We start from the raw sequence: 26,515 nt of genomic DNA on the forward strand, positions 1-26,515 counted from the left end.
AAGGCCCCCCTGGTTCAGCAACAAGTCTGAACTAGGGGAGACCTTGTATCTGAATAAGCGTTGACTTTTAACCGACCAGGCGGACGCCCGTGAACCCCGCTGCGCCACCGGCTACGACTCCTGGCCCATAGGAGACCATATGACCCCCGAACAGCGCACTGCCCAAAGGAGACTCGTCGGCCTGCTACACGGGCCTGCACGCCTAACCCCTGACGGCGCGCAGGTTCGTATCTGGCGCGATCCCCGCGACTGCGGCGACTTCATGATGAGCGTGGAGGAAGTCACGGAAGTTCTCGATGTCCTCGACGTCGAGTACCACGTCGTCGCCCCCGCTCCGCGCCCCCCACACTTCGGTCGTAACCGTTCCCTGCACGGAGTCGAGGTGCGCGTCGACTCCACTCAACTCACCCGGTGGTCACCAGCCCCGCGAAGGGCCCTTGCTCAGCTCACCCCCCAACCGACGGCCTGAACTCGAAGACCACCACCCCAGGAGCTCTCAGCCGTGACGACCATCCTCGACGCCCTCACCGCCGCCGGCCCCTGGCCCACCGCCGCCCTCGGCGGCCTCGCCAGCATCATTGGCGGGAGCCTCGGCGGCTGGATCAGCACCCTACTCACCAACACCGCCGCCAAGCGCCGCCAAAAGAACGACCACGAACACGCCCAAGCCCTCGCCGCCGAACGCATCCACGCCGACACCGTCGCCGCCCTACGCGCCCAACGCGCAACCCTCTACGTCGACGTCTACAACGGCCTGCGCGACTACGCCGACTACACCGCCCACGACCTCAACGACGCCGAGGAATCCATCCCCATCACCGCCAAAGACCGAAGCCGTAACTCGCTATCCCGGCGTGCCCGAGGATGGGAGGCAGACCTCCATGACCGCGCCACCGCCGCACTCGACACCTACGACGGCCTCCGCGCCCGCGTCGAACTCCTCGCCCCCCACCCCGTCCGCAGCACCTACGCCGACCTCCGCCAACCCCTCCAACGATGGGTCCACACCACCGAGTACATCGCCCTCGTCTCCGCCTCCCAACCCACCGAAGCCGACGACGACGAACACGGCACCTGGCGGAACACCTGGCACCTCTACGTCACCTTCGAGCGCGGCAGGGGCGCCACCTACCGCGACACCCTCGACACCCTCGCCCGCCACATGCGCGAAGACATGGCCTCACCCACCCTCGACACCTAACCCCATGCCCGAGCCGTCGCGCATCGTCGAAGTCGTCGGTGGGTCACCCAGGAGACGAATCATCTACGCCGGTGGCGGCTCCCGAGGGTGCTGCCCGGTCTAGTCGCTCCCCTTCGGGTCGCGACTAGCCCGCCCTCCGGGGGGCGTGCGGCTGGTCCCGGTTCTTCGCGGCGTGTCGAGCGCTGCGCCCTCGAGGAGTGCGGCGACGTCTCGCCGCCGCGAGGTGAGTGCGTGCTCGAGCTCGAGGAGGCGAGTCGGGCTGAGTGCCCGCTCACCCTCACAAGCAGGCTCGGGAGGGGGAGGGGGCCCCTGGGTCGAGGCCGACGGCCCCCCAGGGCTCACGCACGCGCCCACACCAGGCCCGAAACCGCACCCCGGCCCCGCCCGGCTCGAGGCCGCCCCGGGCCGAGGTTCAAGCGGCTCTAGGGAACGTCGCCGACACTCAAGGCCGACGACCCCCAGGGGTCACGGTCTCCCGTGGTCACCGCAGCGTCGAAGCATCGACCCGCGCGGCCCCGAAAAAACCTGTCTCACCTGCTGAAATATGCTTAGAATAAGAGGAAACTAGGGCGGGACTTGGGTAAACTTGTACTCGTCAGCACGACAGAGGGGCCCCCTTCCAAGGCCCCGACCCGATCCGAAAGGACCCCCGCCATGACCGACACGGCCACCGTCACCGAGACGAGCATCCTCACCAGCGCCGACCCTCTGTGGCCCTTCCCCGCCGACTACGACGAGGCCCCCCGCCAGATCTGGGCCCGCGGAGACCTCGAGGCCCTCGCCGGGATCGGCGACGCAATCGCGATCGTCGGCGCACGCGCCGCCACCGCCTACGGCGAGACCGTCGCTGCCGACCTCGCCTTCGGCCTTGCCGAAGCCGGACGACCCGTCCTGACCACGACTGCCTACGGCATCGCCGCCGCCGCCCTGCGCGGCGCACTGGCCGCCGACAGCACGCCGCCGATCGTCTGGCAGCCCTGCGGCATCGAGCGCACCCACCCCGTCGCGCACACGCGCCTCGCCGAGAACGTCGTCGACGCCGGGGGAGTGATCCTGACCTCTGCCGCCCCCGACAGGCTCCCGAGCATCGCCGCCTTCAGCGAGTCCGCGACCATCCTCGGCGTCCTGCCCGCCGCCGTCGTCGTCGTCGAGGCCGGCGTCCGCAGCAGCTCCCGCTCCACCGCGCACATCGCCCGCAAGATGGGCCGACGAGCCCTCGCCGTCCCCGGGCCGGTCACGTCCACGATGAGCAGCGGATGTCACTCCCTCATCCAGTCCGGCACCGCCCGCCTGGTCACCAGCACCGCTGACGTCATCCGCGCGATCGGTCGCTGACCACGCCCACACCCCCGGGGGCGGGCCCAGTCCGCCCCCGGGCCCGGCACGACCCGGACGGAGAGCCCCCCATGTACCCGTTCAGCGGAGACGACTACCTCAGCGACGCCGAGACCGCGCCCGAGCATGAGGACAACAACCCGCTCAACTACGAATGCGTCGCCTGCGGAGCCACACCCGGCCACGAATGCCGCCCCGACTGCGACGCCACCTGGCAATGACCCCCCGAACCCCCAGGAGCCCCCCGATGACCTGGTACATCCACCAGCTCGAACTCGACCTGAACCTCGCCAGCGCCCTACACACCCTCGAGCCCCGCCACCACCGCCCCGCCGGATCAGTCACGATCACCGACGACGGCCACCACGTCACCGTGACCGACCCCGGCCCCAGCGAACCGGCCACGTATGCCGAACCGCACGCCGCATCCCTCGCCGTCGCCGCGTTCCTCGCCGCGACCCAGGACCACACGCTCGTCGCCACCAACGGCGACGGCTCGACCATCTGGCTCCCCGGCACCCGCCCCACAGTCCGCCTCATCTCCACCCGCGCCGTCCCCCTGCGCCTGTGACGGGCCCGGTGACCGGCGAGGCAACAAGCCCCGCCGGTCACCCACCCCGAACACCCATGCCCACCGGAACCACGACCACGAAGCACCACAAAAGACCGTCTCACCTGCCGGAATGTTCCTAGAATAAGGCAACACTATAGCGATGAGGCGCTAGAATAAGAGACGTCAGCACGACACCAGGGCCCCACTTCCACGGCCCCAATCCCCGAGGAGAGACATGCACCAGGCACGCACCATCGACACCTCCGACCACGCCGCCCTGCTCGACTACGCCTGGACCCGCAGTCGGCACATCGCCGACATGCTCGGCCTGCCACTGGAGGAGTCGGGGACCACCTTCCCCGTCGAGGATGGAGCCGACCCCGCCGCCGTCCAGGCCCTCGCCGGAAAGGCCCAGCCGGTCATCCACCTCACCGACAACATCCACGCCTTCCTGCACGTCTGCAACCTGTGCAGCCCGCACGACGACCCGACGTACAGCCAGATCAACGCGGGGGAGTGGGGAGTCTTCGAGGCCGACCGGCTGCTCGGCTGGACCCTGCCCGGCGACACCCCCGTCGGCCCCCTCGTCGACTTCCTCACCCTCTGGACCGAGGGCCGCGAGGGCAGCCGCGACATGCTCGAGGTCAGCCTCGCCCCCCTCCTGTGGGACGAGGAGTGCCACGACGCGGCGGGGGAGAAGCAGCACCTCAGCGTCCGCGGCCCCATCGCCGTGGCCGCCCTGGCAGCCGCCGACCTCCTCGCCGCCCACGACGCGGCCGAGTCCGACGACCTGTACGACCGCGTCGGCCGCGCGCTCGACCTCGACGTCAGCGCCGACGACGCCCGCGCCGCCGCCGACGAACTCCAGCGCCAGGCCGACGCCCTGCGCACCCCCGAGCAGATCGAGATTCGCCGCCAGTAACCCCGCCCCGCCCCCAATCGGCACCCTCGCCCGCCGGTCACCCAGGAGACGAATCATCTACGCCGGTGGCGGCTCCCGAGGGTGTCAACGACGGGTGAAAACTGAGCAGATGTCGACGGCTGAAAACTGAGCAGTCTGAGCGCACGCCGACGGTCGTGTGTGTCCGACATCACTCTCGCATGGTGAAGCCGGAGTCGTGGTCCTGGTCACGCACGGTTCCTCGGAAGCCAGATAGCCGCCGCGTTCGTGGTCGTCCTCAACTGTCGAATGCAGGAACTTGGTTCCTCTACTGGTCTTCACGCCGGTGTGCTGAGGTGTTGCCATGCGGGTGAACCGAGTCGTTCCAAACCTGACTGTTACTGACCTGGCCAAGGCCACGGAAGAGCATGCGGCGGTCCTGGGCCTGAGGCCTGTGATGGATCACGGGTGGATCGTCACGTTGGCAGACGATGACGGCCACCAGCTCAGCGTGATGACGCGAGACGCTTCCGGTCCCGTGAACCCCGATGTCTCAGTCTTCGTCGATGACGTGCACGAGGCGCTTGAGCGCGCCCGCGGCGCCGGCCTCGAGATCGTGCACCCGCTCACCGAGGAACCATGGGGTGTGACCCGCTTCTTCTACCGGGCCACCGATGGCCAGGTCGTCAACGTGGGCATGCACACCGAGACAACCTGATCTGCCGCTGACGTGAGGAAGCGTGATCGGCCCATCATGCCGATACGCGCGCGTTCGCTTCCGCAGCGCTTGGTAGCTTGCCGCAATGGCTGACCACTCCTTCGCCCTTGTTCCCGCGTCCTACGTGTACCTGTTGCGTGGTGATGAGGTTCTGCTCCAGCGACGGCAGAACACCGGGTACATGGATAGCCACTGGGTGGCCGGTGCAGCTGGTCACATCGAACCTGGGGAGACCGCTCGTCACGCAGCCGTCCGAGAAGCGCTCGAGGAGATCGGAGTGATCATTCCGCCCCGGCGGTCTCGAGCTGGTCAGCGTGATGCAGCGCACCGACGGGACTAATGAGCCTCGGGAGCAGCGGGTCGACTGGTTCTGGACGTCTCGCGATTGGCGCGGGGAGCCGAGGATCTGCGAACCATGCAAGGCCCAGGGCCTGGGCTGGTTCCGGATCGATGAGCTGCCCGAACCCATGCCTGACTACGAGCGGTTCATCCTCGGCGGCCTGAGCACCGGTTCCCTGGAGCTCGATACTGCACTCGGCTACGACTCCTGAGCATCCCGAACATCCTGTACTGCCGCGGGTGGCAACCCGTCTCGTGTGTGCCGGTGGGGCCGGTTGTGACTGTGGGTGGCTGTTCAGCGGTCGCGGTCTTGGGCGAGTAGGTCACGGCGGGCGCGGGTGCGGTAGGAGTCGCCGGATAGGGCGAGGACCTCGGCGTGGTGGACGAGGCGGTCGATCATGGCTGCGGCGACGACGTCGTCGCTGAAGGTCTCGCCCCAGCGGCCGAAGGGCAGGTTCGAGGTGACGATGATCGAGCCTTGTTCGTAGCGTGAGGCGACGAGCTGGAAGAACAGGTTCGCGGCGTCGGTGTCGAAGGGGATGTAGCCGACCTCGTCGACGATGATCAGCTTGTAGCGGCGGATCTTCTTCAGCTCGGCGTCGAGCTGGCCGCCCTGGTGGGCGATGGTGAGGCGGTTGATCCACGCGGACGCGGTGTCGAACAGGACGCTGTGACCGTTCTGCGCGGCCTTGATCCCGAGGCCGATGGCGAGGTGGGTCTTGCCGATGCCGGGCGGGCCGAGCAGGACGACGTTCTCTGCCTTCGGCACGTAGGTGGACGTGGCGAGGTGGGCCAGGACGTCGCGGCGTAGCGAGGGCAGGTGGTCGTAGTTGAAGTCTTCGAGGGTCTTCATCGCGGGGAAGTGCGCGGTGCGGATGCGCATCATCGTCCCGGCGGACTCGCGGTCAGCGGCCTGGCGCTCGAGCACGGCGGCGAGGTACTCCTCGTGGGACCAGCCCAGGTCGCGGGCCTGGTCGGCCAGGTCGGCCCAGGTCCGCCCGATCGTGGGCATCTTCAGTACCCGCGTCAGGTAGGCGATCTGGGAGTCCAGCCGCGCGCCGGACGCGGCAGCGGCGAGCCCCGGCGCGACCGCGGGCGCTCCTGCGGGCGCGGCTGCTGGCGCGGGCGGTGCGGGAGTCGGTGCGGCAAGCACCGGCTTGCTGGTTCGCTTGCGGCCTCGTCCGGTGTCCGCGCGCGCGGCGTGGTCCTCGTCGCCGGCGGGCAGTGTGGCAGGCGCGGTGGTGTCCTCGTCGAGTGCATCGGCGACAGCGGTGGTGGGGGTCATCAGGACGTAGCTCCTTGGGAGGTGGGGCGGATGATGCCGGGGGCCGAGCCATCGGGCCCGTCGGCCGCTTCGGCTTCGTGCTCACGGACGGAGTCGGTCACGGGCTCGGGGGTGTGCGGGGCGGTGGGGTTGGTGTGGAAGTCGATGCCGAACAGGGCGTCGTAGTCGGGAAGCGCCCGCAGCGCGACGGCGTGCCCGTCGGCGTGGGCGCGTAGCTGGTGGCGCCGGGCGGTGGCGGCGCGGGTGGCCTGGTAGTCCGCGCGCAACCGCTTGGCGGTCGCTTGATGGTTCGGGTCGGTGATCGTCGCTGCGCTGCCCCAGTAGCGGGCGTGGTCGGCGACGACGGCGCCCTCGTGAGTGACGGTGACGCGGTCGGGACCGGCGACGACGTCGACGAACCGGCCGATCATCGATGGGTCGACGGAGTAGTCGTTGGCGTCGATGCGCACGTAGTAGTCCCGCGCCAGCCGCACCCTGGCGCGTAGCCCCACCTGTGGGGCGACCGGGGGCAGGGTAATCATCGCGGCCCGGTCGATCGGCCACCGGTCGGTGATCGTGGCCCCGATCGAGCGGACGAACCGCGTGTTGGCCTTCGTGGTGAGCCACTCGCTGATCTGGGTGTTGAAGTCTGCCGGACTCGTGAACACGCGACCGGGCAGGAAGGATGTCTCGAAGAAGCCGTTGCGTCGCTCGACCAGACCCTTGAACTCGGGGTCGCGGGCGGGCGCGAGCATCAACCGGACGCCGAGGGTGCCCACGAACGCGGCTGCGGCCGGAGTCGGCTTGCCCTTGCCACCGATCGCTGACTCCCGGTCCCACACCAGGGCGCGAGGGCATCGACCCCACCCGGGCTGTGTCGGGTCGGTCGGGTGGCCGGCGAGCAGGCGCCACATGCCCGCGAGGATGTCGCCTCCTTGCCGGGAGGGGATCATCACCGCGGACGTGTGCCGGGAGTATCCGCTCGTCATGGCCAGGACCGGCAGGATCCGCTCGACGCCCTTGCCGACCGGGATCGGTACGGGCGGGAACCACAGGTCGCACTGGGCGACCTCACCGGGGGTGTACTCCACCCGGTCGGACGGGTCGATGCCCTGATACAAGGGCCGCAGGTCGCGGACGCGGTCCTTGAGGATCGTCAAGGAGTGCTCCCAGCCGATCCGCTCGGCGATCACGGTCGCGGGCATCGTCGGGTACTCGGCCAGCAGCAACCGGACCCGGGGCTCGACCGCGTCGACCAGCGAACCCTTCGCCGGTCGTTCGTACCGCGGGGGCCCGTCCGACGCCAACGCCTTCGCGACCGTGTTCCGCGAGATCCCCAACCTGCGGGCGATCGCCGCCTTCGACAACACCTCCGAACGGTACAGACGACGAATCTCAGCCCAGTCCTCCACGGTAATCACCCCGCCCAGGCTCCCCGGGCTGCTCAGTCTTCGCCCGTCGACTCCTGCTCAGTTTTCACGCGTCGTCGACAGGGGGTGTGGCTGCGGTTCAGTGTCGACACCCTCATCGAGGCCTGCCCCGCCCAACTGCTGCAGGCGGGCGGGCTCGACATCACCGATGACGGGACCGTCGACGTCGGTGACGCCTTCACCCGGATCGAGACGTGCTGGATGGCCGGCATCGCCGCCACGGCCAGGGCGGGCGCGCACATCCTCCTCGAAGACGGATTCCTCAGCGGCCCCGCAGCCCAAGCCCGGTGGCGGGCCGCGCTGGACGGACTCACGGTCGCGTGGGTCGGTGTCCGTCTGGCCCCCGGCCTGGCTGCCGAACGCGAAGCGCGACGCGGCGACCGGGCGCCCGGCATGGCCGCCGCCCAGGCGACCAGCATCCACGAAGGCATCGACTACGACCTGGAGATCAACACCGCCACGGGCACACCCACAGAACTCGCGCAGGCCGTGGCCGCTCGGATCGCGGGCCCCGTCCGACAGCCGCCGCACACCGCCATGCGGTGATTGCCGCGCCAGGCCCAGCCGGCGTCCCCGACGTCAGATCACCGCCTTGGCCGACAGCGCCTGGGAGACCCCCTGCAGCCGTGACGGTTCGCGCCTGGTCGAGGTAGGGATCCCTCAGCGGCTCCCGCGCCACGCGGATGGTGTCGCCGACGTCGGCGCGCGCCGGCCCCGGCCACGTAGCAGCAACCGCGAGTGTGACCGTGATCTTGCGCGTCACCACCGGGCGGCGACGTTGTCCTCGACAACAGCAAGGCGATCGCAGGGCGTTATCGGCGGCACGAACGGGCTGACAGGCCGCTCAGAACAGCATGAGGACGATCAATCGTGGCGCCGATCCCGCAGACCGTTCGCCCCACATGTCTCCGGTTCGCAACCCTCGGGCCCACATGGTCACAACCGGAGGGGCCGGACAGATGCCCGGCGCACCCGATTTTGAGACAACCCACCAGGGCGAACACCGAACCTTAGACAAGTCGGAGGGCCGGAAACTGAGACAAGCCCGGCTCGACTCCGGGGCCGGACGAGGCTGCCGGGTCAGCGCGTGCCTTCGACGCAGCAGCCGCTGGCGGCGAACACCGCGAGCATCGGATGGTTCTGCGCATATGTCGAGCCGACGTACTCGCCGGCGCCGGCGTCCCGCAGCAGCCCCAGACCGTTCCGGTGCAGCCGACGCCCGAGTCCCTTCCACGGCGTTCGGGGACCACGATCAATACGCCCCCAGCGACGCGGTCGAGCGACCGGAGGCCTTACCTCGCGCGGTAGGTCAGGAGGGCCACACCGCCCGGCAGGAGCTCGGAGCCGGTGAGACGGAAGCCGACCGACGGGCCGCTCATGGACACGAGGGGGATGCCGGAGCCGAGGACGACGGGGTTGACTTTGATCTGAAATTCGTCGATGTGGTCGATGAGTTGAGCGGCCAGGTCTGCTCCTCCACACAGCCAGATGTCGCGTCCGGGCTGACCCTTGAGCCGCGCGATGTGCGCGGGAAGATCCCCGCTGATCGCGGCAAGGTTCGGCGTGTCCGGAACAGACCGATGGGTCGCGATGATCTGCCGCAGATGCGGGTAGGCACCGCCGGGCAGCCCGGCGGCAAGGGCCGGTTCGTAGGTGCGGTAGCCCATGATCACGGTGTCGAACCGGCGGGACTGACCGCTGACGCCCAGAGCAGTGCGTGCGTGGGTCGGGCACGTCTCCGGGTAGCGATCGAACAAGGCCGCCAGCGTGGCCGGGTCTTGTGGGAACGCCGAAAAGTCACCGTCGACGTCGGCGATGAACCCGTCGATCGAGGTGGCGACGTAGTACACGAGGTCACGCATGAAGGCACTCCAATCACTACAAATGTTTCGGTCAATCAACTAAACCATATGTAGTGGTTGACTGCGTAGGATGACGGCATGGTCGCCAATCCCGCCCGTCGGGCAGTCGTCGCCGACGCCGCCCTAGAGCTGCTCGGTCGCGAGGGCGCCCGAGCCGTCACCCACCGCGCTGTCGACGTCGAAGCGGGGGTCCCTGCGGGCACCTGCGTGAACTACTTCCGGAGCCGCTCCGAGCTGCTCGCAGGGATGGCGAAGCGCATCTTCACGCTGCTCGAACCCGACCCGGTTCGACTGGCCGACCTGGAGGCACTCCCGGCAGACGAGGCAGGCCCCGCATATGCCGGCTATGTCGTGGAACGCCTTCTGGCGCGGCCCAACCTCGCCCGTGCACTTATCGAACTGCGCCTCGAAGCCGCCCGCACCCCGGACGTCGCCCAGCCCCTCACCGAGTTCCTATGCGCAGGATTCGACGCCGATGTCGCCTTCCACTCCACCCGCGGACTACCGGGTGGTCGTGAGCACGTCTTGCGGTTGCATCACCTCGTCAACGGCATCCTCCTGGACGCACTGACGATCCCCCTCGACGCCCACGTCGACCCCGTCGATCAGGCACAGGCGTCTGCTGCTGCTCTGCGCGAATGAGGTCAAACGCGCGAGGACGTCGCTGACGTTCCTCCACTCCATCCGGCCAGCACCCTCAGACCCTGCCTTGGCCCGCAGAGCACGGCTCGCCGGGACAACCGGGGTACCTGGAAGGAACCCCCCGGTACCGCTGCACCCCTGCCATCAACCGCACACTCCTTCCGCTGGACGGGCACGGCATCGTCGACCACTATCGCTACGCTCTGAACGCCTTCGCCCGCCACTTCTGCGGCCAACCCGGCGTGCGCGGCCCGCTCGAGATGTGCCCCCTTGTCGTCCTCGGCACAAGCTCAAGGATTGTCCGACGCCGGACGAGACTGCCCGATCAGCGCGTGCCTTCGACGCGACACCCGTTCGCCCGTGATCTACCTGTGCCCGCCACGTTCGGCGACGACGATGGGTGGGACCCTTTCCGTGACGTGCACCCACGGCCCAAGGAGTCTCCATGCCCTACCCCTGCACCGTCCCCCTCGAGGAGTCCCGCCCGGCATTCCTCGAAGAACTCGCCTGCTTCCACGACGCCGCCCAGACCTTGGACGACCACACGCTGCTCGGCCCCAGCCACGCCCACGGCTGGTCGCGTCTGGACTGCCTCGTCCACGTCCGCATGGGGCTGCAGGAACTCCTCGCGGGAATCCCTGCCCGCGTCACCGCACCCCCGGACACCGATGCCGCCTCCTACTGGGCCGCCTGGGAAACCACCGCCGATTCAGACCCCGTCCCCGGCATATTGATGACGCGGCGCACGGCCAGCGCCTACTCCCGTCCCCGTCACGCCCTCGAACACCTCGGTCACGTCACCGCCGGACTGCAACACGCCGTGCGAGACATGCCAGATACTGCCGTCCTGTTCCAAGGGCATGTTCTGAGCGCCGGTGACCTGCTCGCCACATGGGCCGTGGAGCTCGTCGTGCATCATCACGACTTGCACACAGCCGCCCCGACGACACCGCCGGCCCCGGCAGCAGTTGTCATCGGCCGCCGCACGGTGGAAGCCCTACACGAGAACCTTCCGCCGACGAACGACGACCTCTCTCTGGTGCTGGCAGGGTTCGGCAGACGTCTCTGACAGGCGGAGCACCCAACCCTTCCGTACGTTGACGGCATGAACGCGCGAGACCAGTGGATCACCACGACTCACGTCTGCGCGTGGGATGTCGATCGGGAGCACCTCGCGGACCTGCGCCGGAAACTGGGTCCAGGAACCACCGCCGGTGGGCAGCGCCATCTGATCCTCGAAGTCCTCGCCTACGCGCAGGACAAGGCAGCCGGCCTCGGCAGAACCGGCCAGATTGAACCGCCCCGGGTTCGGTAGAGGCTCTGATTCCTGGGAAGGATGATGAGTGTCATGGCAGCACCGAGGAAGTACAGCCTGGAGTTGAAGGAGCGGGCCACGCGGATGGCGGTGGAGGCTCGGGCGGATCCGACCTCGCGGGCGGGGGCGATCAAGCGGATCGCCGACCAGCTCAGCGTCCATCCGGAGGCGTTGCGGACGTGGGTCAAGCAGGCCGAGATCGACGGCGGGGTGCGCGCCGGGACGACCAGCGATGACGCGACGCGCCTGGCGGAGCTGGAGCGTGAGGTGCGCGAGCTCCGGCGCGCGAACCACATTCTGAAGACCTCGTCGGCTTTCTTCGCGGCGGAGCTCGACCGCCCCACCAGCAGGTAGTGGCCTACATCGATGCTCACCGCCACGACGTGGTCGATGAGCGTGAGGTCGGGGTCGAGCCGATCTGCGCGGTCCTGAAGGACGCCGGCGTGCAGATCGCCCCGAGCAGCTACTACGCGGCCAAAACGAGGCCGCCCTCGGCGCGCGCTCTGCGTGACGTCGAGCTGACCGAGCTGATCGGTCAGGTCCACCGGGAGAACCTCGGGGTGTACGGGGCGCGGAAGGTGCATCGCCAGCTGGTCCGCCAGGACGTGGACGTGGCCCGCTGCACCGTGGAACGGCTCATGCGGGCGGGACTGCTGCAGCATCAGGTGGCATCTGACCGGGCTGGCCTGCGGGGCCGGCTGGGAGGATGGATGTCATGGTCAAGCCCTATCCACGGGAGTTCCGCGAGGATGTCGTGCGCGTCGCCCGCAGTCGTGAACCTGGGGTGACGTTGGCTCGGATCGCGAAGGATTTCGGGCTCTTGGGACTTGAGCGTGGGTTCATGGGGTGAGTCCGCCGGCGACCAGGAGGCAGCGTAGGCGGTAGTTGTCGCGGTTGCGGAAGCCTCGGGCGATGCGGCGGTGGAGCTCGATGAGGCCGTTCACGGCCTCGGTCCCACCGTTGCTCGCGCCGCCGGTGTCGAAGTACGCCAGGAGCGGTTCAGCCCACTGGTTCAGTGTCTGCCCGAGGCGCTTGACTTCGGGGATGGGGCAGGTCGGCAGGATTTTCAAGAGCCGCTGGGCTGCGGCTCGCGCCTTCGCGGGGTCGGGGGTGTGGAACAGGGCGCGGACGTCCTGGGCGACCTGCCAGGCGATCTGCACCTCGACGTGGGCATCGTGCGCGGCGAACGCCCTGTCCAGGCGGGCGTTCTGCCTGTCGGTGAGGTTCTCGGCCCCGGCGCGCAGGATGGTGCGGATCCCGTACAAGGGGTCACCCTTGCGGCCGCGGTGCCCGAGGGTGTCTTGCTGGACGCGGCGCCGCACGTCGTCGACGCAGCTCGTGGCGAGCTTGACGACGTGGAACGCGTCCACGACCGTGACCGCGTCGGCGAGGTGCTCATCGACCGCGTTCTTGTACCCGCGGAAGGGGTCCAGGGTGGCGACCTGCACCCCGGACCGGAAGGCCTCACCCCTGCTGGTGAGCCAGTCGCCGTACACGGTCCCGGACCGCCCCGGCACGAGGTCGAGCAGCCGGGCCCGGACTCTTCCGTGCTCGTCACGGGTCAGGTCGACCATCCCGGTGAGCATCTTCGGCCCCCGCTTGCGCTGGTCGACGTGGTGCCACACATGCTCGTCGACACCCAGCATGGCCACGCCATCGAAGCGCGCGGGGTCCGCGGCCAGCTGCTCGAGTCGGACGCGGACGGCGCGCCACACGGTCTTCCACGCCAGTCCCAGCTGACGGGCCAGCCCCGCGATCGAGGCGTGCTCGCGCCGGATCTGCTGCACCGCCCAGGCGACCGCGCGGGTCGTCAGCAGCGCCCGCGGCGCCGCGACCTGCTCGTCCTGCTCGACGAAGGTCCCACCCGCACAAGCCGGCTCGGGACAGACGTACCGTCGCTTGACCCACACCAGGGCCACCGGACGGCCGAACGATGGCGCGTCGACCAGGTTGACCTCGTCACGGTCGTGGGCGTGGACCACGACGCCACACACCGGGCAGCCGACCAGGTCCGGGATCGATTCCACCCTGACCACCAGCCGGCCCTGGCCCTCGTCGTCAACGTCGAGCACGCGCATCCCGGGCAGGCCCAACCAGGCCTGACACGACGAGCACGAACCGGCAGCAGGGCACAGCGAAGTAGAGTCAGCCACAGTCGAGGTCCTTGGCGAACAGAGGGGGTAGAAGTCCTCTGACCCTGCCAGGGGCCTCGACCCCCACCCCTACCCCTACACCGCGCACGCCGCCATGTTCAACCCACGCGCAGGTCCGAAGAGCCCTATTTCTGTCTTGGCTCGTATGGAGGCATGACCCCTCTGGCCCTTGCGGCAGTCGCATCCTCTCAATGCCCGACGATGGCTACGCGATGCTGCGCAGGTATCTCCCGAAGTGCGGCACGGTGAAGGCGATGCGTCCTCGCTCCCCGGAGTAGATGAGTCCCTTCTTGAGCAGCCCGTCGCGGGCGGGTGAGAGCGACTGCGGTTTGCGGCCGAGGTGTTTGGCGACGTCGGCGGTGGCGACCGATTCGGACTCGTCGAGTTCGACACCGGCCTCGCGCATCTCGGCTGCGACGTCCGCCATCGCGCGCAGATACTCACGCTCCCCGGGCGTGGCCCGCTCGAACCGCGACCCGAAGAACCCGACGCCGAGCTCTTCCTCGGCCTCGGGTCCCGCCACTTCGACGTCGTGCGCCGTGATGGGGCTCGCGGGGGCGGCGTCCCACGTCACCTTGCCGTACGCCTGGATGAAGTACGGATACCCGCCCGTCGCCGCGTACATCGCCTCGAGCGCATCCGGCGCCCACTCGGCGCCCTCGTCCTGCGCCGGCGCCTGCAGCGCGTGCTCCGCCGCCGCACGGTCGAGACGATCGATCCGGTTGTAGCGGAACAACCTCTCGCTGTAGCTCTTCGACGCCGACAACACCGCCGGCAGATGCGGCAACCCCGCCCCCACGACGATGACCGGCAACCCGTTCTGGCTGATCTCGTGGCACGCCGCACACAGCGCCGACACGTCGTCCGGGCCGAGGTCCTGCATCTCGTCGATGAAGATCGCCACGCCCTTGCCCACGTCCGCCGCGAGGCCGCCGACGTCGGTGAGCAGCTCGACGAGATCGATCTCGATGTCACCCGAATCCGCGCGACCACTCCGCGCGGGGGCGTCGATGCCCGGCTGCCACTTGTCCCGCAACTTCGCGTTCGCCGGGGCATCGCGCAACGCGAACGCCTTGATGACGCCGAGCACCTGGTCGACGTCGTCCTGCTGCGGATGCCCGAGCTCCCGCACCGCGACGTGCAACGCCGCACTCATCGGCCGCCGCAACCCCTGATCGGGGCGCGCCTCGAACTTGCCGCTCCCCCACCCGGCACGCACCGCAGAACTCCGCAACGCGTTGAGCAGCACCGTCTTGCCCACGCCCCGCAGACCGGTGAGGACGATCGACCGCTCGGGCCGCCCCCGCGCGATCCGCTCGAGCACGACGTCGAACGTGCGCAGCTGCTCGTCGCGGCCGGCGAGCTCCGGCGGGCGCTGCCCGGCACCGGGCGCGTACGGGTTCATGATCGGGTCCACGGCAGGACGCTATTCGACTCTCTAGCCACCCGGCCAGAGGCACGCAGATATTCGTCCCTGCGGACCGCCCGTCACGGCTCCGGGAAGAACGAACTCCGCACCACCTGCACGCGCTCCGGCAACCCGTCGAGCACGAGATACCCCGCCCCCACCGGCAGTGCCGGCCCGTACTGCGCCCGCCGCAACCGCACGCCGAACGCCTCGCCGTCCTCCGGCCCCTGGGGCGCGAGCATGACCCCGCACCGCGCCCGCCGCAGCATCGGCGCCGGCCCCCGGAACGCGCCGACGATCTCCTCCGCCTCGCTCGACGCGACGAAGAGCGACCCCGAGTCGCGGAACATCCCCGGCAGATCACCCAGCGCATCGAGGAGTTCGCCGTCGGGGAGGAGGTCGACGTCGTCGGCGACGAGGAGCATCCGCCGCCCCGACGCGAGACACCGGTCGACGACCGCGAGCATCCGCTCCGCGTCCTCGTCGCGCCGCACCGGCCCGTGGACCCGACCGCCCGTCCGCGCGGGCACGTCGAGCAGTGGCGAGCGCCGGGCCGTGACGACGACGACCTCCCACCCCTCGAGCAGTGCCGACTCGACGAGCGTGAGCAGCACCCCGGACCGCCCCGACCGCCGCCGACCCGTGACGAGGGCGCACGGCCCGTGCTCGTCCGCGTCGATCGACATCGGCCCGAGTTCGTCACCGCCGACGGCGACGAGCAGGTCGCCCCGCCGCGGCGTGACGAGTGGCGCCGGCGGCGCCGACCACGCGTCCGCGTCGAACCCGGAACGGTCGTCCGCGACGTCCCACACCGTGCCCCGAACGGTCGGGAACGGGATCGGCGCAGGAACCGACTCCCGCGTCTCTCCGGACGTGGACGTCGACGTCGACGACACGAGACGCAGCGGCCGGTCGAAGCCACGACGTGCGGCGATGTCGTTCACCGTGCCATCGCCCGACACCCGTGAGCCCGCCGCGCCGGTCGCCTCGTCACTCCCGTCCGCCTCCGGGCCGCTCCCGGCGTCCGCGCGCGCCACGGGGACGTCGGCGCGGGTGACGAATCCGGGCAGCCGGTCGATGCGGAACGGGCCGCCCTCGCCCGCGACACCGAGGCCGTCGGGGAGCGCGCCGACGAGGCGGAGGAGGTCGCCGACGTCCGCGGCCTGCGTCTCGACCATGTCGGCGCCCCGCCAGCCCCGGCCCGGCTCGCCGTGCCCGGCGGCGCCCGGCAGCCCGACGGCGAGGTAGTCCTGGAGGTCGGCGAGCCGCAGGACGAGACGGTCGGGGAACACCGACGTGAGCCGCCCCGTGAGCATCGTGCGGTCGCCCGACGCGACGACGAGGATCCCGGCGCGACCACCCTCGGTCGCGAGCCGTTCCAACGCCCCGAGCGTCGCCCTGTCCCCGGAGATCTCCGCGGCCTCGGTGAGGAGGTCCCACCGGTCGACGAGGAGGAGGACGCTCGGCCACGGCGCCTCGCCCGGATCGTGCTCGACGCGTTGCTCGGCGGCGTCCCGCCACCGCCGCGCGCCGAGGCGCTGGAGGCGCCGGTCGAGCTCGGCCGTGAGCCGCACGACGAGACGTTCGACGCGGCCCGGGTCGTCACGACCCGCGACGACCCCGACGCCCGGGAGGCCCTCGAGCGCCGCGAGGCCCTGCGCGCCGGCGTCGATGGCGTGGACGTGGGCCTCGGCGAGGGTGAGGCGGGCGGCGACAGACGCGGCGAGGGTCGCGAGCAGCGAACTCCGCCCCGAGCGGGCACCACCGACGACGGCGAGCGGCGCGCCCCCGTCGAGGTCGAGCACGGCGGCGCTGCGCTGCTGCCGCTCCGGGCGATCCTCGAGCCCGAACGGGACGAGTCGGCGACCGCCGCTGCCGTCCGTCCCGTCGGACGCGGCCTGCGCCTCGCACTCGGCGAGATCGACCGTGGCAGGCAGCGGCGGCAACCACGGCCGCGGCGGGAGGGCAAGCCCAGCCCGTTCGGCGGCGGCCGTCGTCGTCGCCGCGAGGACGGCGAGGTCGGAGCTGGGCCGCCCGTCGTCCGTGAGGGGCGGCGACAGCGGCTCGCCGAACTCGTACGGCGCGAACGACGCCTCGGTCGCGGGCCCCGGCGTCGTCACCCGCGCCGTGCGGAGCGCGACGGGCGGGTTCTGCCCCACCCGCACGAGCGCCCGCCCGGGCGACGCCTCGGGGATCGTCACCGCGTCGGGCACCCCGATGACGTCGACGGAGTCCGCGGCCTCGGCCACGCGCAACGCGATCCGCAACGTCGTGTTCGCGCGGATGTCGGCGCTCACCGCCCCCGCGGGCCGCTGGGTGGCGAGCACGAGGTGCAACCCGAGCGAGCGGCCCCGGCGGGCGATGTCGACGAGCCCGTCGACGAACTCGGGGAGTTCCGCGGCGAGCGTGGCGAACTCGTCGACGACGATGACGAGCCGCGCGAGCGGGCCGTGTCCGGCAGCGAGGTACCCGGCGAGGTCGACGGCACCGGCGTCGGCGAGGAGCCGCTCCCGCCGCCGGATCTCCGCCGACAGGCTCGCGAGCGCCCGCCGGGTGAGGGCCGCGTCGAGATCGGTGACGACGCCGACGGTGTGCGGCAGCCCCGCGCACGCGGCGAACGCGGCCCCGCCCTTGTAGTCGACGAGGAGGAACGACATCGCCGACGGCGGGTTCGCGAGCGCGAGCCCGGCGACGAGGGTCTGGAGGAGTTCGGACTTGCCCGCCCCGGTCGTCCCGCCGACGAGGGCGTGCGGGCCGTCGGCCGCGAGGTCGACGACGACGGGGACGCCGGGGACATCGGGGTCGGTGCCGAGGGGCACGCGCGCCGTCGGCGGCTCCTGCCAGCGGCGGACGAGCGCGTCGACGTCGCGGGCATCGACGCCGAGGAGGTCGAGAAGGCGCCCGGCCGGCGGGGTCTCGTCGGTGGCGCGGGAGAGGGTGCGGGCGAGGCGGTCGGCCCAGCCGGTCTCGGGGAGGTCGACCTCGGTGTCGAGGGAGCGCCCGCCGAGTCCGATGAGCCGCGCCCGCGGCCCGGGGACGTCGAGCATGAGCACCCCGGCGTCGGCCGCGGGCGTGCCGTCGGCCGGTGGGACGAGGCCGTCGTCGACGACGACCGCGGCGAGGCCCGGCCGGGCGAGGGCGGCGACGTCGGCGACGTGCCCGTCGACGACGACGAGATCGGGCCGACCCGCCTCCTCGCCGCGGGCAGCGAGCTCGGCACTCCACCGCGCACAGGACTCCTCGTCGAACCCGACGCGGACGAACCGCTCGTCGCCGCACCGCGCCTGGGGCAGCCACCGCAGCCACGCCCACGTGGCGCGGAGATCCGAGGTGAGGCCGGGGGCGAGCAGGGTCACTCGCAGGCGCGGGTCGGTCGCGAGCACCCGACCGAGAAGGCCCCGGACGGCGGCGCGAGCGAAGCGGCCCCCGACGACGAGCACCGGCTCCTCCGCGAGCGGCACGGCGACCCACCCGGTCGGGTCGCCGGCGGGACGACCGAGATGCCACGTCGGGTCGTCGTCGACGAGGGGGACGCCTGCGACACGGTCGAGGAGCACGTCGGCCAGGGACCTCCCCCGCAACGGACGGGGTCTCACGCCGGGTGCGGCAGGACCGCGGCACCACCGTGCCTGCACGTCGACCCCGGCGATGCGGCGCGTCTCGTCGAGACGCCACTGCCAGCGCTCGCCGCCCACCTCGACGACGACCTCACCGCCGCACCGCACGTCGAGCGTCCACGTCTCCCCGCTCGGCATCCGCACGTCGTCCTCGGGAGCCGGGCCGCAGCGGTAGGTGCCGACGTCGAGTCGGTGCACGCTGCCGGCGCCGAGCCCCGCCTCGACGACGAGCTCGACGACCCCGAACGGCATCGCGAGGAGGTCGCACCCGGGGTCGAGGACGCCGCCGGGCGGGACGGGCAGGTCCCACGCCGCCGCCCGGACGACGAGATCCTCCCCGTCGGGGCCGCCGACGAGGCCGCGGACGCCGTGGCTCACCACGTGACCACCCCGTCCGCGACGCGCCAGCGCCACACGCCCCGCGCCGCCTCGTCACCGGGGGCCACGGGAGCGACGACCGTGGGCGCCCCGCGGCGGCGCGCCGCCGCACGGACGCGGGACCGCAGCCGAGGCGTGGCGGGCGAGGTGAGGAGGACGACGTCGTGCCGACCGCGCGGAGGCGCGCCCCACCGGCCGTCGAGACCACCGAGCGACGGCGGCGGTGTCCGGAGCACGTCGGGCACCGTGCCCGTCGGGCCGTCGAGATCCGACGCCGTCCACACACGGACGTCCCTCGCCCACGGCATGAGCGCGAGATCCCCGCCGAGGCCGGCGACGACGGCGGCCGCCTCGCCCGCCACCCCCTCGACCGTGACGAGTCCGGGCGCCGCACCGAGGTCGACGAACGTCGCCGCACCGTCGGGCGCGTGCCCGACGAGGACGAACCCGGGGTACGCCGCGGAGCCGAGCGAGCCCGTCGAGTCGAGCGAGTCGGCGAGGGCCCTGGCGCCCGACGCCCCCTCGGGCAGCGCGGTCCGCGCGCACCACCATGTCGTCGCGTCGTCGTCCTCCCACGACGCGGGCGCGTGACCGGAGGGAGCGGCGAGGTGGAGGGTGACGCGGTCGTCGGTGACGGTCGCGACGGGACAGACCGGCAGGGCGCGACGTTCGAGGCGGCAGGTGCGGACGAGGAGGTTCAGGGCAGCGTCGAGCGCGCCCGCTGCGGTGGTGTCACGCGGCGTGCGGTCCCGTCTCACCCAACGCCTCACGTGCCAGCTCCTCCGTCTCCGCCGCGCAGGCCAACCTCATCGCAGTGTGCCGATGACCAGGGGCGATGTCGATGCCCACATGGCGGAGGAGGGCTCTCACGGCGGCGCCGAAGACGCGAGGTCACTTGAGCAGACGGGACATCCGTCGATCGGCGAGGGGGTGGCCACCCGTCTGACAGGTGGCGCAGTACTGGAGCGAGGAGTCGGCGAACGACACCTCGCGGACGACGTCCCCGCACTCCGGGCAGGCCTCGCCGGTGCGGCCGTGGACCCGCATCCCGGCCCGCTTCGCGTCCTTGAGCTGTGCGGCGGGCCGACCGCTCGCCGCGTCGACGGCGCCCGTGAGGGTCTCCCGCATCGCTGCGTAGAGCCGGGCGATCGTCTCCTCGTCGAGGGACGTCGTGAGCGTGAACGGCGACAGCTTGGCGACGTGGAGGATCTCGTCGGAGTAGGCGTTGCCGATGCCCGCGATGACGCCCTGATCGCGCAGCACGCCCTTGATCTGCGCCCGCTTGCGCGTGAGCAGGTCGGTGAACGCCTCGAGGGTGAAGTCGTCGGCGAGCGGGTCGGGCCCGAGGGAGGCGACGCGCGGCACGGCACCCGGATCCTCGACGACGTACACCGCGAGCGACTTCTTCGTGCCCGCCTCGGTGAGGTCGAAGCCCGACCCGTCGTCGAACCGCACCCGCAGGGCGAGCGGCGACTTCCCCGGCCGCACCGGCTTCTCCGGCAGCGTGTCGGACCACCGCAACCACCCCGCCCGGGCGAGGTGGAACACGAGGTGGACGCCCTCGCACTCGAGGTCGAGGAACTTGCCGTGACGGCGCACCGACGACACGGGCAGCCCGACGAGCGCGTCCGGCGGTGGCGCGTACGTCTTGAGCACGGCGATCGACGCGAGCTCGACCCCGGTGACGACGCGCGGTTCGTCACCGAGCAGACGCGCGGCGAGGAAGTCGACGAGGGCCTGGACCTCGGGCAGCTCGGGCACGACTCACCCCTGCGCGAGGACGGCCCGCAGCTGCCGCAGCAACCCGTACCCGTCGGGCGCACGCACGACCGGCACCGGCCGGTGGACGCGCGGCGCGAACCCCTCGTTCGAGACGGGCAGACCGTGGCTCAGCACCTGCTCGGTCGTCGTGAGCTCACGGATGCCGATGGCGCGGACGACGTCGGGCCTGTCGCGGGCGAAGTCGCCGTAGATCTTCGGGTCGTGCTGCCCGTCGTCGCCGACGAGGACCCACTTGATCTGTGGGAACTCCCGCGCGAGCCGGTGCAGCGTCACCCGCTTGTGGTGCTGCCCCGAACGGAACCACCCCGTGTTCGTCGGACCCCAGTCGGTGAGGAGGAGCGGCCCCGCAGGGTAGCCGTGACGCCGGATGAACCGGTTGAGCGTGTCCTCGGTGTTCCACGCCCCCGTGGAGAGGTAGAAGATCGGCGCGCCCGGACGCTCCTCGAGCAGCTCGCGGTACATCGGCGCCATGCCCGGCACGATGTGGCGCGCCTGCTCGGTGAGGACGAACGTGTTGTACGCGGCGATGAGCGGACGCGGCAGCGACGTCGTGATGATCGTGTCGTCGATATCGCTCACGAGACCGAACCGCACGGACGGGTCGACGATCTGCACGTGCGCCTCGGCCGAGACGCCCCCGACGGGGGTGATCGTCACCTCGTGCCATCCCGGTTCGAGGTCGTGCCCGGTGACGGTGAGGTCGACGTATCCGCTGCGGTCGGTGCGGGTGCGGTGGACCGTCTCGCCGATGCGGACCTCCACCTCGGCATTCATGAGCTGCGCCGTCATGAACGCCCGCCAGCCGCGCACCTTGCGCTCCGGCCCGAGCTCGGCATCGGGACCGGCGAGGTCCTTCGCGTCGATCGTCTCCTCCTCCGGGTGCCGGGAGAGGAGCACCCGGCCGAGGACGCGCACGAAGTCGGCCGAGCCGTAGCCCGTGTGCCCGACGGCGCGCGGCGTCCACCCCCGCCCGGCGAGGACTTGGTTCATGCGGGAGTTCCACGCGTCCTCGACGAGGGCTGCGGCATGCGGTCGTGACATGTCCTCGACGGTAGTGGATGAGGGCCCCACGTGAGGCCCCTCGTCGGACACGACCCCCGCCTCCGGGCCCTCCTCGGACCACCCCGTGCGAGGCCCCGGTGGGGGCCATCGGGCCGGTCGGACGTTCGACCCGCGTCCCGAACCCCTCAACCCCGCCGTCGCCGGGCCGATGTGGGGAGACCGGGAGGACCGTGGTCGGCCACGGCGTGCCCGGCCACGGGGGACGACGACGCCACGGAGGGCGCTGTGTACGACGAGACGGACGATCGCGCGGGTCACGGCGACGGGGGCCACGACGGTCATGACGGTCACGACGAGGGTGCCCGACGCCGTCTCGCGCTCCGCCGACAGCTGCCACCGAAGCGGGAGAGCCGCTGCGCCCTCACGCCCGCGACGCCCCCGCCGGGCACGACCGCGCACGAGGACCGTCGTCCGCGCGGCACCCGGCCCACGCGCACGGGCCTCGCCCGCGACCACGACGCCCCGCTGCGAGGACGCCTCGGCTGCCGCCACACCCACGGTCTCGAGGACGTGTGGTCGGCCCGGCACGCGGGTAACGTCGACGCCGTCGACGACGTCCACCCCCTCCCGAGGACCACCACCATGACCCAGCCCGCCGAGGGCACCAGCGCAGCGAAGGCCGAAACCGCCCCCGCGCCCGACGCGCCGGTCAAGCCCTCCTCGCCCACCGAGATCCGCAAGCCGTCCTGGCGGTACACCGCCCGCAAGGCGGCGATGGAGTTCCTCCGCGACGGTTGCACCGACGCGGCCGCCGCCCTCACCTACTTCTCGGTGCTCTCCCTCTTCCCCGCACTCCTCGCGATGATCTCGCTGCTCGGTGTGTTCGGGCAGGGGCAGCGCACCGTCGACTCCCTCATGGAGATGGCCGGGCGGGTCGTCCCCTCCGACATCCTCTCGGTCGTCGAACCCGTCCTCGACTCGATGGTGAAGACGCAGGCCGCCGGGTTCGCGCTCGTCACCGGTCTCCTCATCGCCCTGTGGTCGGCGTCGAACTACGTCAACGCCTTCTCCCGCGCGATGAACCGCGTCTACGAGGTCGACGAGGGCCGACCCATCTGGAAGGCCCGGCCGATCTTCCTCCTCCTCACGCTCGTCATCCTCATGCTCATCTCGGCGATCGGCCTCGGCCTCGCGCTGAGCGGCCCCGTCGCCCACGCCGTCGGCGATCTCGTCGGCCTCGGCGACACCGCCGTCATGGTGTGGGACGTCGCGAAGTGGCCCGTCATCGTCGCGCTCGTCATCCTCATCGTCGCGCTGCTCTACTACGTCACGCCCAACGTGCAGCAGCCCAAGTTCCGGTGGCTGAGCGTCGGCTCGACCGTCGCGATCCTTCTGTGGATCGTCGTCTCCGTCGCGTTCGGCTTCTACGTCGCGAACTTCGGCAACTACAACAAGACGTACGGCTCCCTCGGTGGCGTCATCGTCTTCCTCCTCTGGCTGTGGATCACGAACAACGCCCTCCTCTTCGGTGCGGAGATCGACGCCGAGCTCGAACGGTCGCGTCAGCTCCAGGCCGGCATCGAGGCCGAGGAGACCCTCCAGCTCCCGCCGCGCGACACGACGGTGAGTGAGAAGAACGAGGCCAAGCGGGAGCGGGTCGTCGAACAGGGCCGCCGCATCCGTCTCTCCGCCGAGCACGCCGAGGACCGCGACCCCTCCGAGGGATCCGACGGCCGCAGGGGCGGCTCCTCCGCGGCACGCGGCTGACCCCTCCCGGGCGGACACCCCCCGAGACGCACTCGCGTCACCTACACGAGCACCCACACGAGTCACCCACACGAGCGGGACCGGACACGACGTCCGGTCCCGCTCGTCGCGTGTCCGGGCCGTGCCAACCCACTCCCACCTTGCGTCTCCCCATCGGTCTGCCCCGGTGCGAGGCCCCACGCATACAACCGCGGACGAACAGGATGGCCGTCCTGGACGGTGGTTCAGTACGCTGAATCTGGACGGGTGATCAGGACGGTCATCCACCACCGTGACCGGGGGGGTCAGGGGCAGGCGATCGGGGGATCGCCGCGAACGCACCAGGGGGATCCGATGACCGCGCTGCACCTGTTGTTGCTCACGTGCTCGGCCGTACTCGCCGCCGCCGTCACCGCCGGCACCGACAACCTCCGCCGCCACGGCGAGGACCTGCCGATCATGGGCGGCATCGTCGGCGGGGCTCTCGTCCTCGGCAACGCCGCCTGTCTCCTGCCGAGCGCGCCGCGCTGGTACCAGGTCGCGATGGTCGCGCTCACCGTCGCTGGCATCGCCTGGCTCCTCGTCACGGTCGCCTCCGCGGTGCGTGCCACCACCCGCGACGAGCGGGCCGAGGCCGCCTCGCGCGACATCTACGCGGGCCGCCTGCCCGGCGAGCCCGTCCGCCCCCACCTACGGGTCGTGCGTTCCACCGCCACCGACACCGCCACCGACACCGGCGAGTCCGCACCTGCGCCCGCGCCTGCCGCCCGCGCCGACCTCACGGTCGAGGACGACCTCTCCGAGCACCCCGGCGCCACGCAGGCGACCTTCGACGCCGCCGCCCCTGCCGAGGCCCGCTTCACCACGGGCGTCACCTACGTCGCCGCCGACATCGACGCCTACATCGACGCCCGCGGCACCCGCCGCGCCCACGGCCGCCACGTGCCCCGCAACCACTCGTCGATGGACCCGACGGAGCGCTTCCTCCGCCTCACGGAGGCCTACTCGACCGATCGACGGCCCCGCAGCCTCGGTCGGTCGCCCCTGGCCTGAGCGCCCGGGCGATCGGAGACCCCCTCCTCCGAGTCCCCCGCAGAAGGCCGCGAACCCGTCCGGGTCCGCGGCCTTCTGTCATGCGTCGTGCGTGTCGTCCAGGTCGTCCGTGGTGCTCCCGCAGACGGGTCGGTCAGGCCACGGTGTCGTCGCCGGAGATCGACGCGGCGGCGTCGGGATCCGCCAGTCGCGTGGAGAGCACGGTCATGCGGTCGAACTCCTCCTCGATGCGCGGCGAGGGCCGGTAGGTGAGGAGGCTGACGACGACGGCGACGACGAGGTTGAGCGCGAAGCCGGGGAGGATCTCGTAGATGCCGAAGAGCGCGTCGGCGCGACCACCGCCCCACGTCGTCGAGGGGCCCCACAGCGCCACGGTGAGGGCACCGGTGATCATGCCTGCGAGCGCGCCCCACGCGGTGAGGCGGCGCCAGTAGAGGGAGAGGAGCACCGTCGGTCCGAACGCCGCGCCGAACCCGGCCCACGCGAAGGCGACGAGGCGGAGGATCGTCGCGTTCTGCTCCCACGCGAGCGCGAGCGCGACGAGGGAGACGGCGAGCACCGCGAGGCGGCTGAGGAGCACGTAGTACCGATCCTCGTGACGGACGCCACGGGACTCCACGCGGGCCCGGTAGAGATCCTCGACGAGCGCCGACGACGTGACGAGGAGCTGGCTGCTGATCGTGCTCATGATCGCGGCGAGCACGGCGGCGAGCATGAACCCGGCGACGATCGGGTGGAAGATCGCCTGCCCGAGGCGGATGTAGACGGTCTCCGAGGCGGTACCCGTCAGCGGTGTGCCCGCCTGGTGGAAGTAGGCGAGACCCACGAGGGCGGTCGCGCCGGCGCCGAGGACGGAGAAGATCATCCACGCGATGCCGATGCGGCGACCGGCAACCGCGTCCTGGGCGTTCCGCAGGGCCATGAACCGGACGATGATGTGCGGCTGGCCGACGTACCCGAGACCCCACCCGAGCGCCGAGATCGTGCCGACGGCGCTCGCCCCGGCGACCATCGAGAGGTGGTGCGGGCTCGCGGCGTGCGCGGCGTCGACGACGCCCTGGACTGCGCCGACCTTGGTGAGCCCGACGATCGGCAGCGCGACGAGGGCGGAGACCATCATCACGCCCTGGACGAAGTCGGTGTAGCTCACGGCGAGGAACCCGCCGAACAGTGTGTAGGCGATGGTGACGGCGCCGATGAGGAGCAGACCCTCGTGGTACCCGCGCCCGAACGTGCTCTCGTAGAACACGCCCGAGGCGACGAGGCCGGAGCTCACGTAGAACGTGAAGAACGCGAGGATGATGAGGCCCGACGCGATGCGCAGCGCCCGCGAGGAGTCGTGGAGGCGGTTCTCGAGGAAGCTCGGCACGGTGATCGAGTTGGACGCGACCTCGGTGTAGGCGCGCAGGCGCGGCGCGACGAACTTCCAGTTGAGCCAGGCGCCCACGGTGAGGCCGACGGCGATCCACCCCTCGACGAGGCCGGAGGCGTAGATCGCGCCGGGCAACCCCATGAGGAGCCAACCGGACATGTCGGCGGCGCCGGCGGAGAGCGCGGCGACGGACGGCGAGAGGTCGCGTTCGCCGAGCATGTAGCCGTCGAGGCTGTGGGTGCGGCGGTAGGAGTACCAGCCGATCGCGAGCATCACGAGGAGGTACACGCCCATGGCGAGGGCCTGGTAGAGAAGGGGGCTCACACGTTCTCCCGGGGAGAGCTGGTCTGGTGGGCGCAGCGTACCCGCCGGGGTGCGCGGGGATCGGTGGACGAGCACCCCCTCTTGCGCTATTAAAACAGTCTTAACCCCGCGTAATATGTGGACGTCGCGACATCCACGCGA

General features: G+C 71.1%; 25 protein-coding genes, 1 pseudogene and 1 other annotated feature. Of the genes and pseudogenes, 16 read left to right on the forward strand and 10 right to left on the reverse strand.

All coding sequences use genetic code 11. The annotated features are described in order from the left end of the window. The first annotated feature begins 502 nt into the window (after positions 1–502). The 8 genes from MOPEL_RS12175 to MOPEL_RS18575 all read left to right on the forward strand — a co-directional run bounded on the left by MOPEL_RS12175 (position 503) and on the right by MOPEL_RS18575 (position 5,238). Positions 503–1,201 carry a hypothetical protein gene (locus tag MOPEL_RS12175; protein ID WP_009483165.1) on the forward strand — a complete coding sequence of 233 codons (699 nt, stop codon included), beginning with the start codon at positions 503–505 and terminating at the stop codon, positions 1,199–1,201. A 654-nt stretch (positions 1,202–1,855) separates the two neighbouring features. Continuing rightward, entirely contained in the window at positions 1,856–2,536 is a 681-nt protein-coding gene (locus MOPEL_RS12180) for a DNA-processing protein DprA (protein WP_009483166.1), read from the forward strand. Between the two features lie 71 nt (positions 2,537–2,607). Next, entirely contained in the window at positions 2,608–2,757 is a 150-nt protein-coding gene (locus tag MOPEL_RS17820) for a hypothetical protein (protein ID WP_009483167.1), read from the forward strand. A 26-nt stretch (positions 2,758–2,783) separates the two neighbouring features. Beyond that, on the forward strand, positions 2,784–3,107 hold the full coding sequence (locus MOPEL_RS12185) for a hypothetical protein (protein ID WP_009483168.1): 324 nt from the start codon (positions 2,784–2,786) through the stop codon (positions 3,105–3,107). A gap of 217 nt (positions 3,108–3,324) precedes the next feature. After that, positions 3,325–4,011 (forward strand): hypothetical protein, encoded by a 687-nt coding sequence (locus tag MOPEL_RS12190; protein WP_009483169.1) that lies wholly within the window; start codon positions 3,325–3,327, stop codon positions 4,009–4,011. Between the two features lie 322 nt (positions 4,012–4,333). After that, positions 4,334–4,687, forward strand: coding sequence for a VOC family protein (locus tag MOPEL_RS12195; protein ID WP_009483170.1), 354 nt, complete (start codon positions 4,334–4,336; stop codon positions 4,685–4,687). 85 nt (positions 4,688–4,772) lie between these two features. Continuing rightward, positions 4,773–5,027 carry an NUDIX domain-containing protein gene (locus tag MOPEL_RS18570; protein WP_245544781.1) on the forward strand — a complete coding sequence of 85 codons (255 nt, stop codon included), beginning with the start codon at positions 4,773–4,775 and terminating at the stop codon, positions 5,025–5,027. Beyond that, positions 5,002–5,238, forward strand: coding sequence for an NUDIX hydrolase (locus tag MOPEL_RS18575; protein WP_245544783.1), 237 nt, complete (start codon positions 5,002–5,004; stop codon positions 5,236–5,238). Before MOPEL_RS18570 ends, MOPEL_RS18575 begins: the two co-directional genes overlap by 26 nt. 83 nt (positions 5,239–5,321) lie before the next feature. On the opposite strand, the gene istB is transcribed toward MOPEL_RS18575, so the two are convergent. Beyond that, positions 5,322–6,077, reverse strand: coding sequence for an IS21-like element helper ATPase IstB (gene istB, locus MOPEL_RS12205; protein ID WP_051992310.1), 756 nt, complete (start codon positions 6,075–6,077; stop codon positions 5,322–5,324). A 233-nt stretch (positions 6,078–6,310) separates the two neighbouring features. Continuing rightward, entirely contained in the window at positions 6,311–7,711 is a 1,401-nt protein-coding gene (gene istA / locus MOPEL_RS12210) for an IS21 family transposase (protein ID WP_141631338.1), read from the reverse strand. A gap of 66 nt (positions 7,712–7,777) precedes the next feature. On the opposite strand from istA, the pseudogene MOPEL_RS12215 reads away from it, so the two are divergent. Further along, positions 7,778–8,266, forward strand: a pseudogene (locus tag MOPEL_RS12215) (phosphotransferase-like protein); the annotation flags it as partial. Between the two features lie 746 nt (positions 8,267–9,012). Here MOPEL_RS12215 and MOPEL_RS12220 read toward each other — a convergent pair. Next, positions 9,013–9,582, reverse strand: coding sequence for a dihydrofolate reductase family protein (locus tag MOPEL_RS12220; RefSeq protein WP_009483175.1), 570 nt, complete (start codon positions 9,580–9,582; stop codon positions 9,013–9,015). A gap of 78 nt (positions 9,583–9,660) precedes the next feature. Between MOPEL_RS12220 and MOPEL_RS12225 the strand changes: the two genes are divergently transcribed. The 5 genes from MOPEL_RS12225 to MOPEL_RS17345 all read left to right on the forward strand — a co-directional run bounded on the left by MOPEL_RS12225 (position 9,661) and on the right by MOPEL_RS17345 (position 12,327). After that, a complete protein-coding gene (locus tag MOPEL_RS12225; RefSeq protein WP_009483176.1) occupies positions 9,661–10,224 on the forward strand; it encodes a TetR/AcrR family transcriptional regulator in 564 nt (187 codons plus the stop codon). Positions 10,225–10,669: 445 nt separating this feature from the next. Continuing rightward, the gene (locus MOPEL_RS16130; RefSeq protein WP_009483177.1) at positions 10,670–11,293 is read left to right on the forward strand and encodes a maleylpyruvate isomerase N-terminal domain-containing protein; all 624 of its coding nucleotides are present in this window, start codon (positions 10,670–10,672) and stop codon (positions 11,291–11,293) included. Between the two features lie 36 nt (positions 11,294–11,329). Continuing rightward, a complete protein-coding gene (locus MOPEL_RS12235; protein WP_009483178.1) occupies positions 11,330–11,539 on the forward strand; it encodes a hypothetical protein in 210 nt (69 codons plus the stop codon). A 33-nt stretch (positions 11,540–11,572) separates the two neighbouring features. Next, positions 11,573–11,893 carry a transposase gene (locus tag MOPEL_RS12240; RefSeq protein WP_009483179.1) on the forward strand — a complete coding sequence of 107 codons (321 nt, stop codon included), beginning with the start codon at positions 11,573–11,575 and terminating at the stop codon, positions 11,891–11,893. Next, positions 11,851–11,997: a sequence feature (AL1L pseudoknot), on the forward strand. It overlaps the preceding gene by 43 nt. Continuing rightward, a complete protein-coding gene (locus MOPEL_RS17345) occupies positions 11,893–12,327 on the forward strand; it encodes an IS3 family transposase (protein WP_009483180.1) in 435 nt (144 codons plus the stop codon). It overlaps the preceding feature by 105 nt. Before MOPEL_RS12240 ends, MOPEL_RS17345 begins: the two co-directional genes overlap by 1 nt. Positions 12,328–12,378: 51 nt before the next feature. Here MOPEL_RS17345 and MOPEL_RS12250 read toward each other — a convergent pair whose 3' ends face one another. The 6 genes from MOPEL_RS12250 to MOPEL_RS12275 all read right to left on the reverse strand — a co-directional run bounded on the left by MOPEL_RS12250 (position 12,379) and on the right by MOPEL_RS12275 (position 21,918). Further along, the gene (locus tag MOPEL_RS12250) at positions 12,379–13,692 is read right to left on the reverse strand and encodes an ISL3 family transposase (protein ID WP_444542958.1); all 1,314 of its coding nucleotides are present in this window, start codon (positions 13,690–13,692) and stop codon (positions 12,379–12,381) included. Between the two features lie 205 nt (positions 13,693–13,897). Beyond that, positions 13,898–15,109 (reverse strand): ATP-binding protein, encoded by a 1,212-nt coding sequence (locus MOPEL_RS12255; protein ID WP_009483182.1) that lies wholly within the window; start codon positions 15,107–15,109, stop codon positions 13,898–13,900. Positions 15,110–15,180: 71 nt separating this feature from the next. Then, positions 15,181–19,098 carry an FtsK/SpoIIIE domain-containing protein gene (locus MOPEL_RS16135; RefSeq protein WP_169316319.1) on the reverse strand — a complete coding sequence of 1,306 codons (3,918 nt, stop codon included), beginning with the start codon at positions 19,096–19,098 and terminating at the stop codon, positions 15,181–15,183. Then, a complete protein-coding gene (locus tag MOPEL_RS12265; RefSeq protein ID WP_009483184.1) occupies positions 19,092–19,865 on the reverse strand; it encodes a hypothetical protein in 774 nt (257 codons plus the stop codon). The genes MOPEL_RS16135 and MOPEL_RS12265 overlap by 7 nt, the downstream gene beginning before the upstream one ends. Positions 19,866–19,986: 121 nt before the next feature. Beyond that, the gene (locus MOPEL_RS12270; RefSeq protein ID WP_009483185.1) at positions 19,987–20,856 is read right to left on the reverse strand and encodes an Fpg/Nei family DNA glycosylase; all 870 of its coding nucleotides are present in this window, start codon (positions 20,854–20,856) and stop codon (positions 19,987–19,989) included. Between the two features lie 3 nt (positions 20,857–20,859). Continuing rightward, on the reverse strand, positions 20,860–21,918 hold the full coding sequence (locus MOPEL_RS12275) for an App1 family protein phosphatidate phosphatase (protein WP_009483186.1): 1,059 nt from the start codon (positions 21,916–21,918) through the stop codon (positions 20,860–20,862). 246 nt (positions 21,919–22,164) lie between these two features. On the opposite strand from MOPEL_RS12275, the gene MOPEL_RS12280 reads away from it, so the two are divergent. Both MOPEL_RS12280 and MOPEL_RS12285 read left to right on the forward strand, forming a co-directional pair. After that, entirely contained in the window at positions 22,165–23,646 is a 1,482-nt protein-coding gene (locus MOPEL_RS12280) for a YihY/virulence factor BrkB family protein (protein WP_009483187.1), read from the forward strand. Between the two features lie 333 nt (positions 23,647–23,979). Further along, positions 23,980–24,678, forward strand: coding sequence for a hypothetical protein (locus MOPEL_RS12285; RefSeq protein WP_009483188.1), 699 nt, complete (start codon positions 23,980–23,982; stop codon positions 24,676–24,678). 133 nt (positions 24,679–24,811) lie between these two features. On the opposite strand, the gene putP is transcribed toward MOPEL_RS12285, so the two are convergent. Beyond that, positions 24,812–26,374 (reverse strand): sodium/proline symporter PutP, encoded by a 1,563-nt coding sequence (gene putP / locus MOPEL_RS12290; RefSeq protein WP_051992308.1) that lies wholly within the window; start codon positions 26,372–26,374, stop codon positions 24,812–24,814. Positions 26,375–26,515 lie beyond the last annotated feature (141 nt).

Source organism: Mobilicoccus pelagius NBRC 104925 (assembly GCF_000247995.1).
Classification (GTDB): domain Bacteria; phylum Actinomycetota; class Actinomycetes; order Actinomycetales; family Dermatophilaceae; genus Mobilicoccus; species Mobilicoccus pelagius.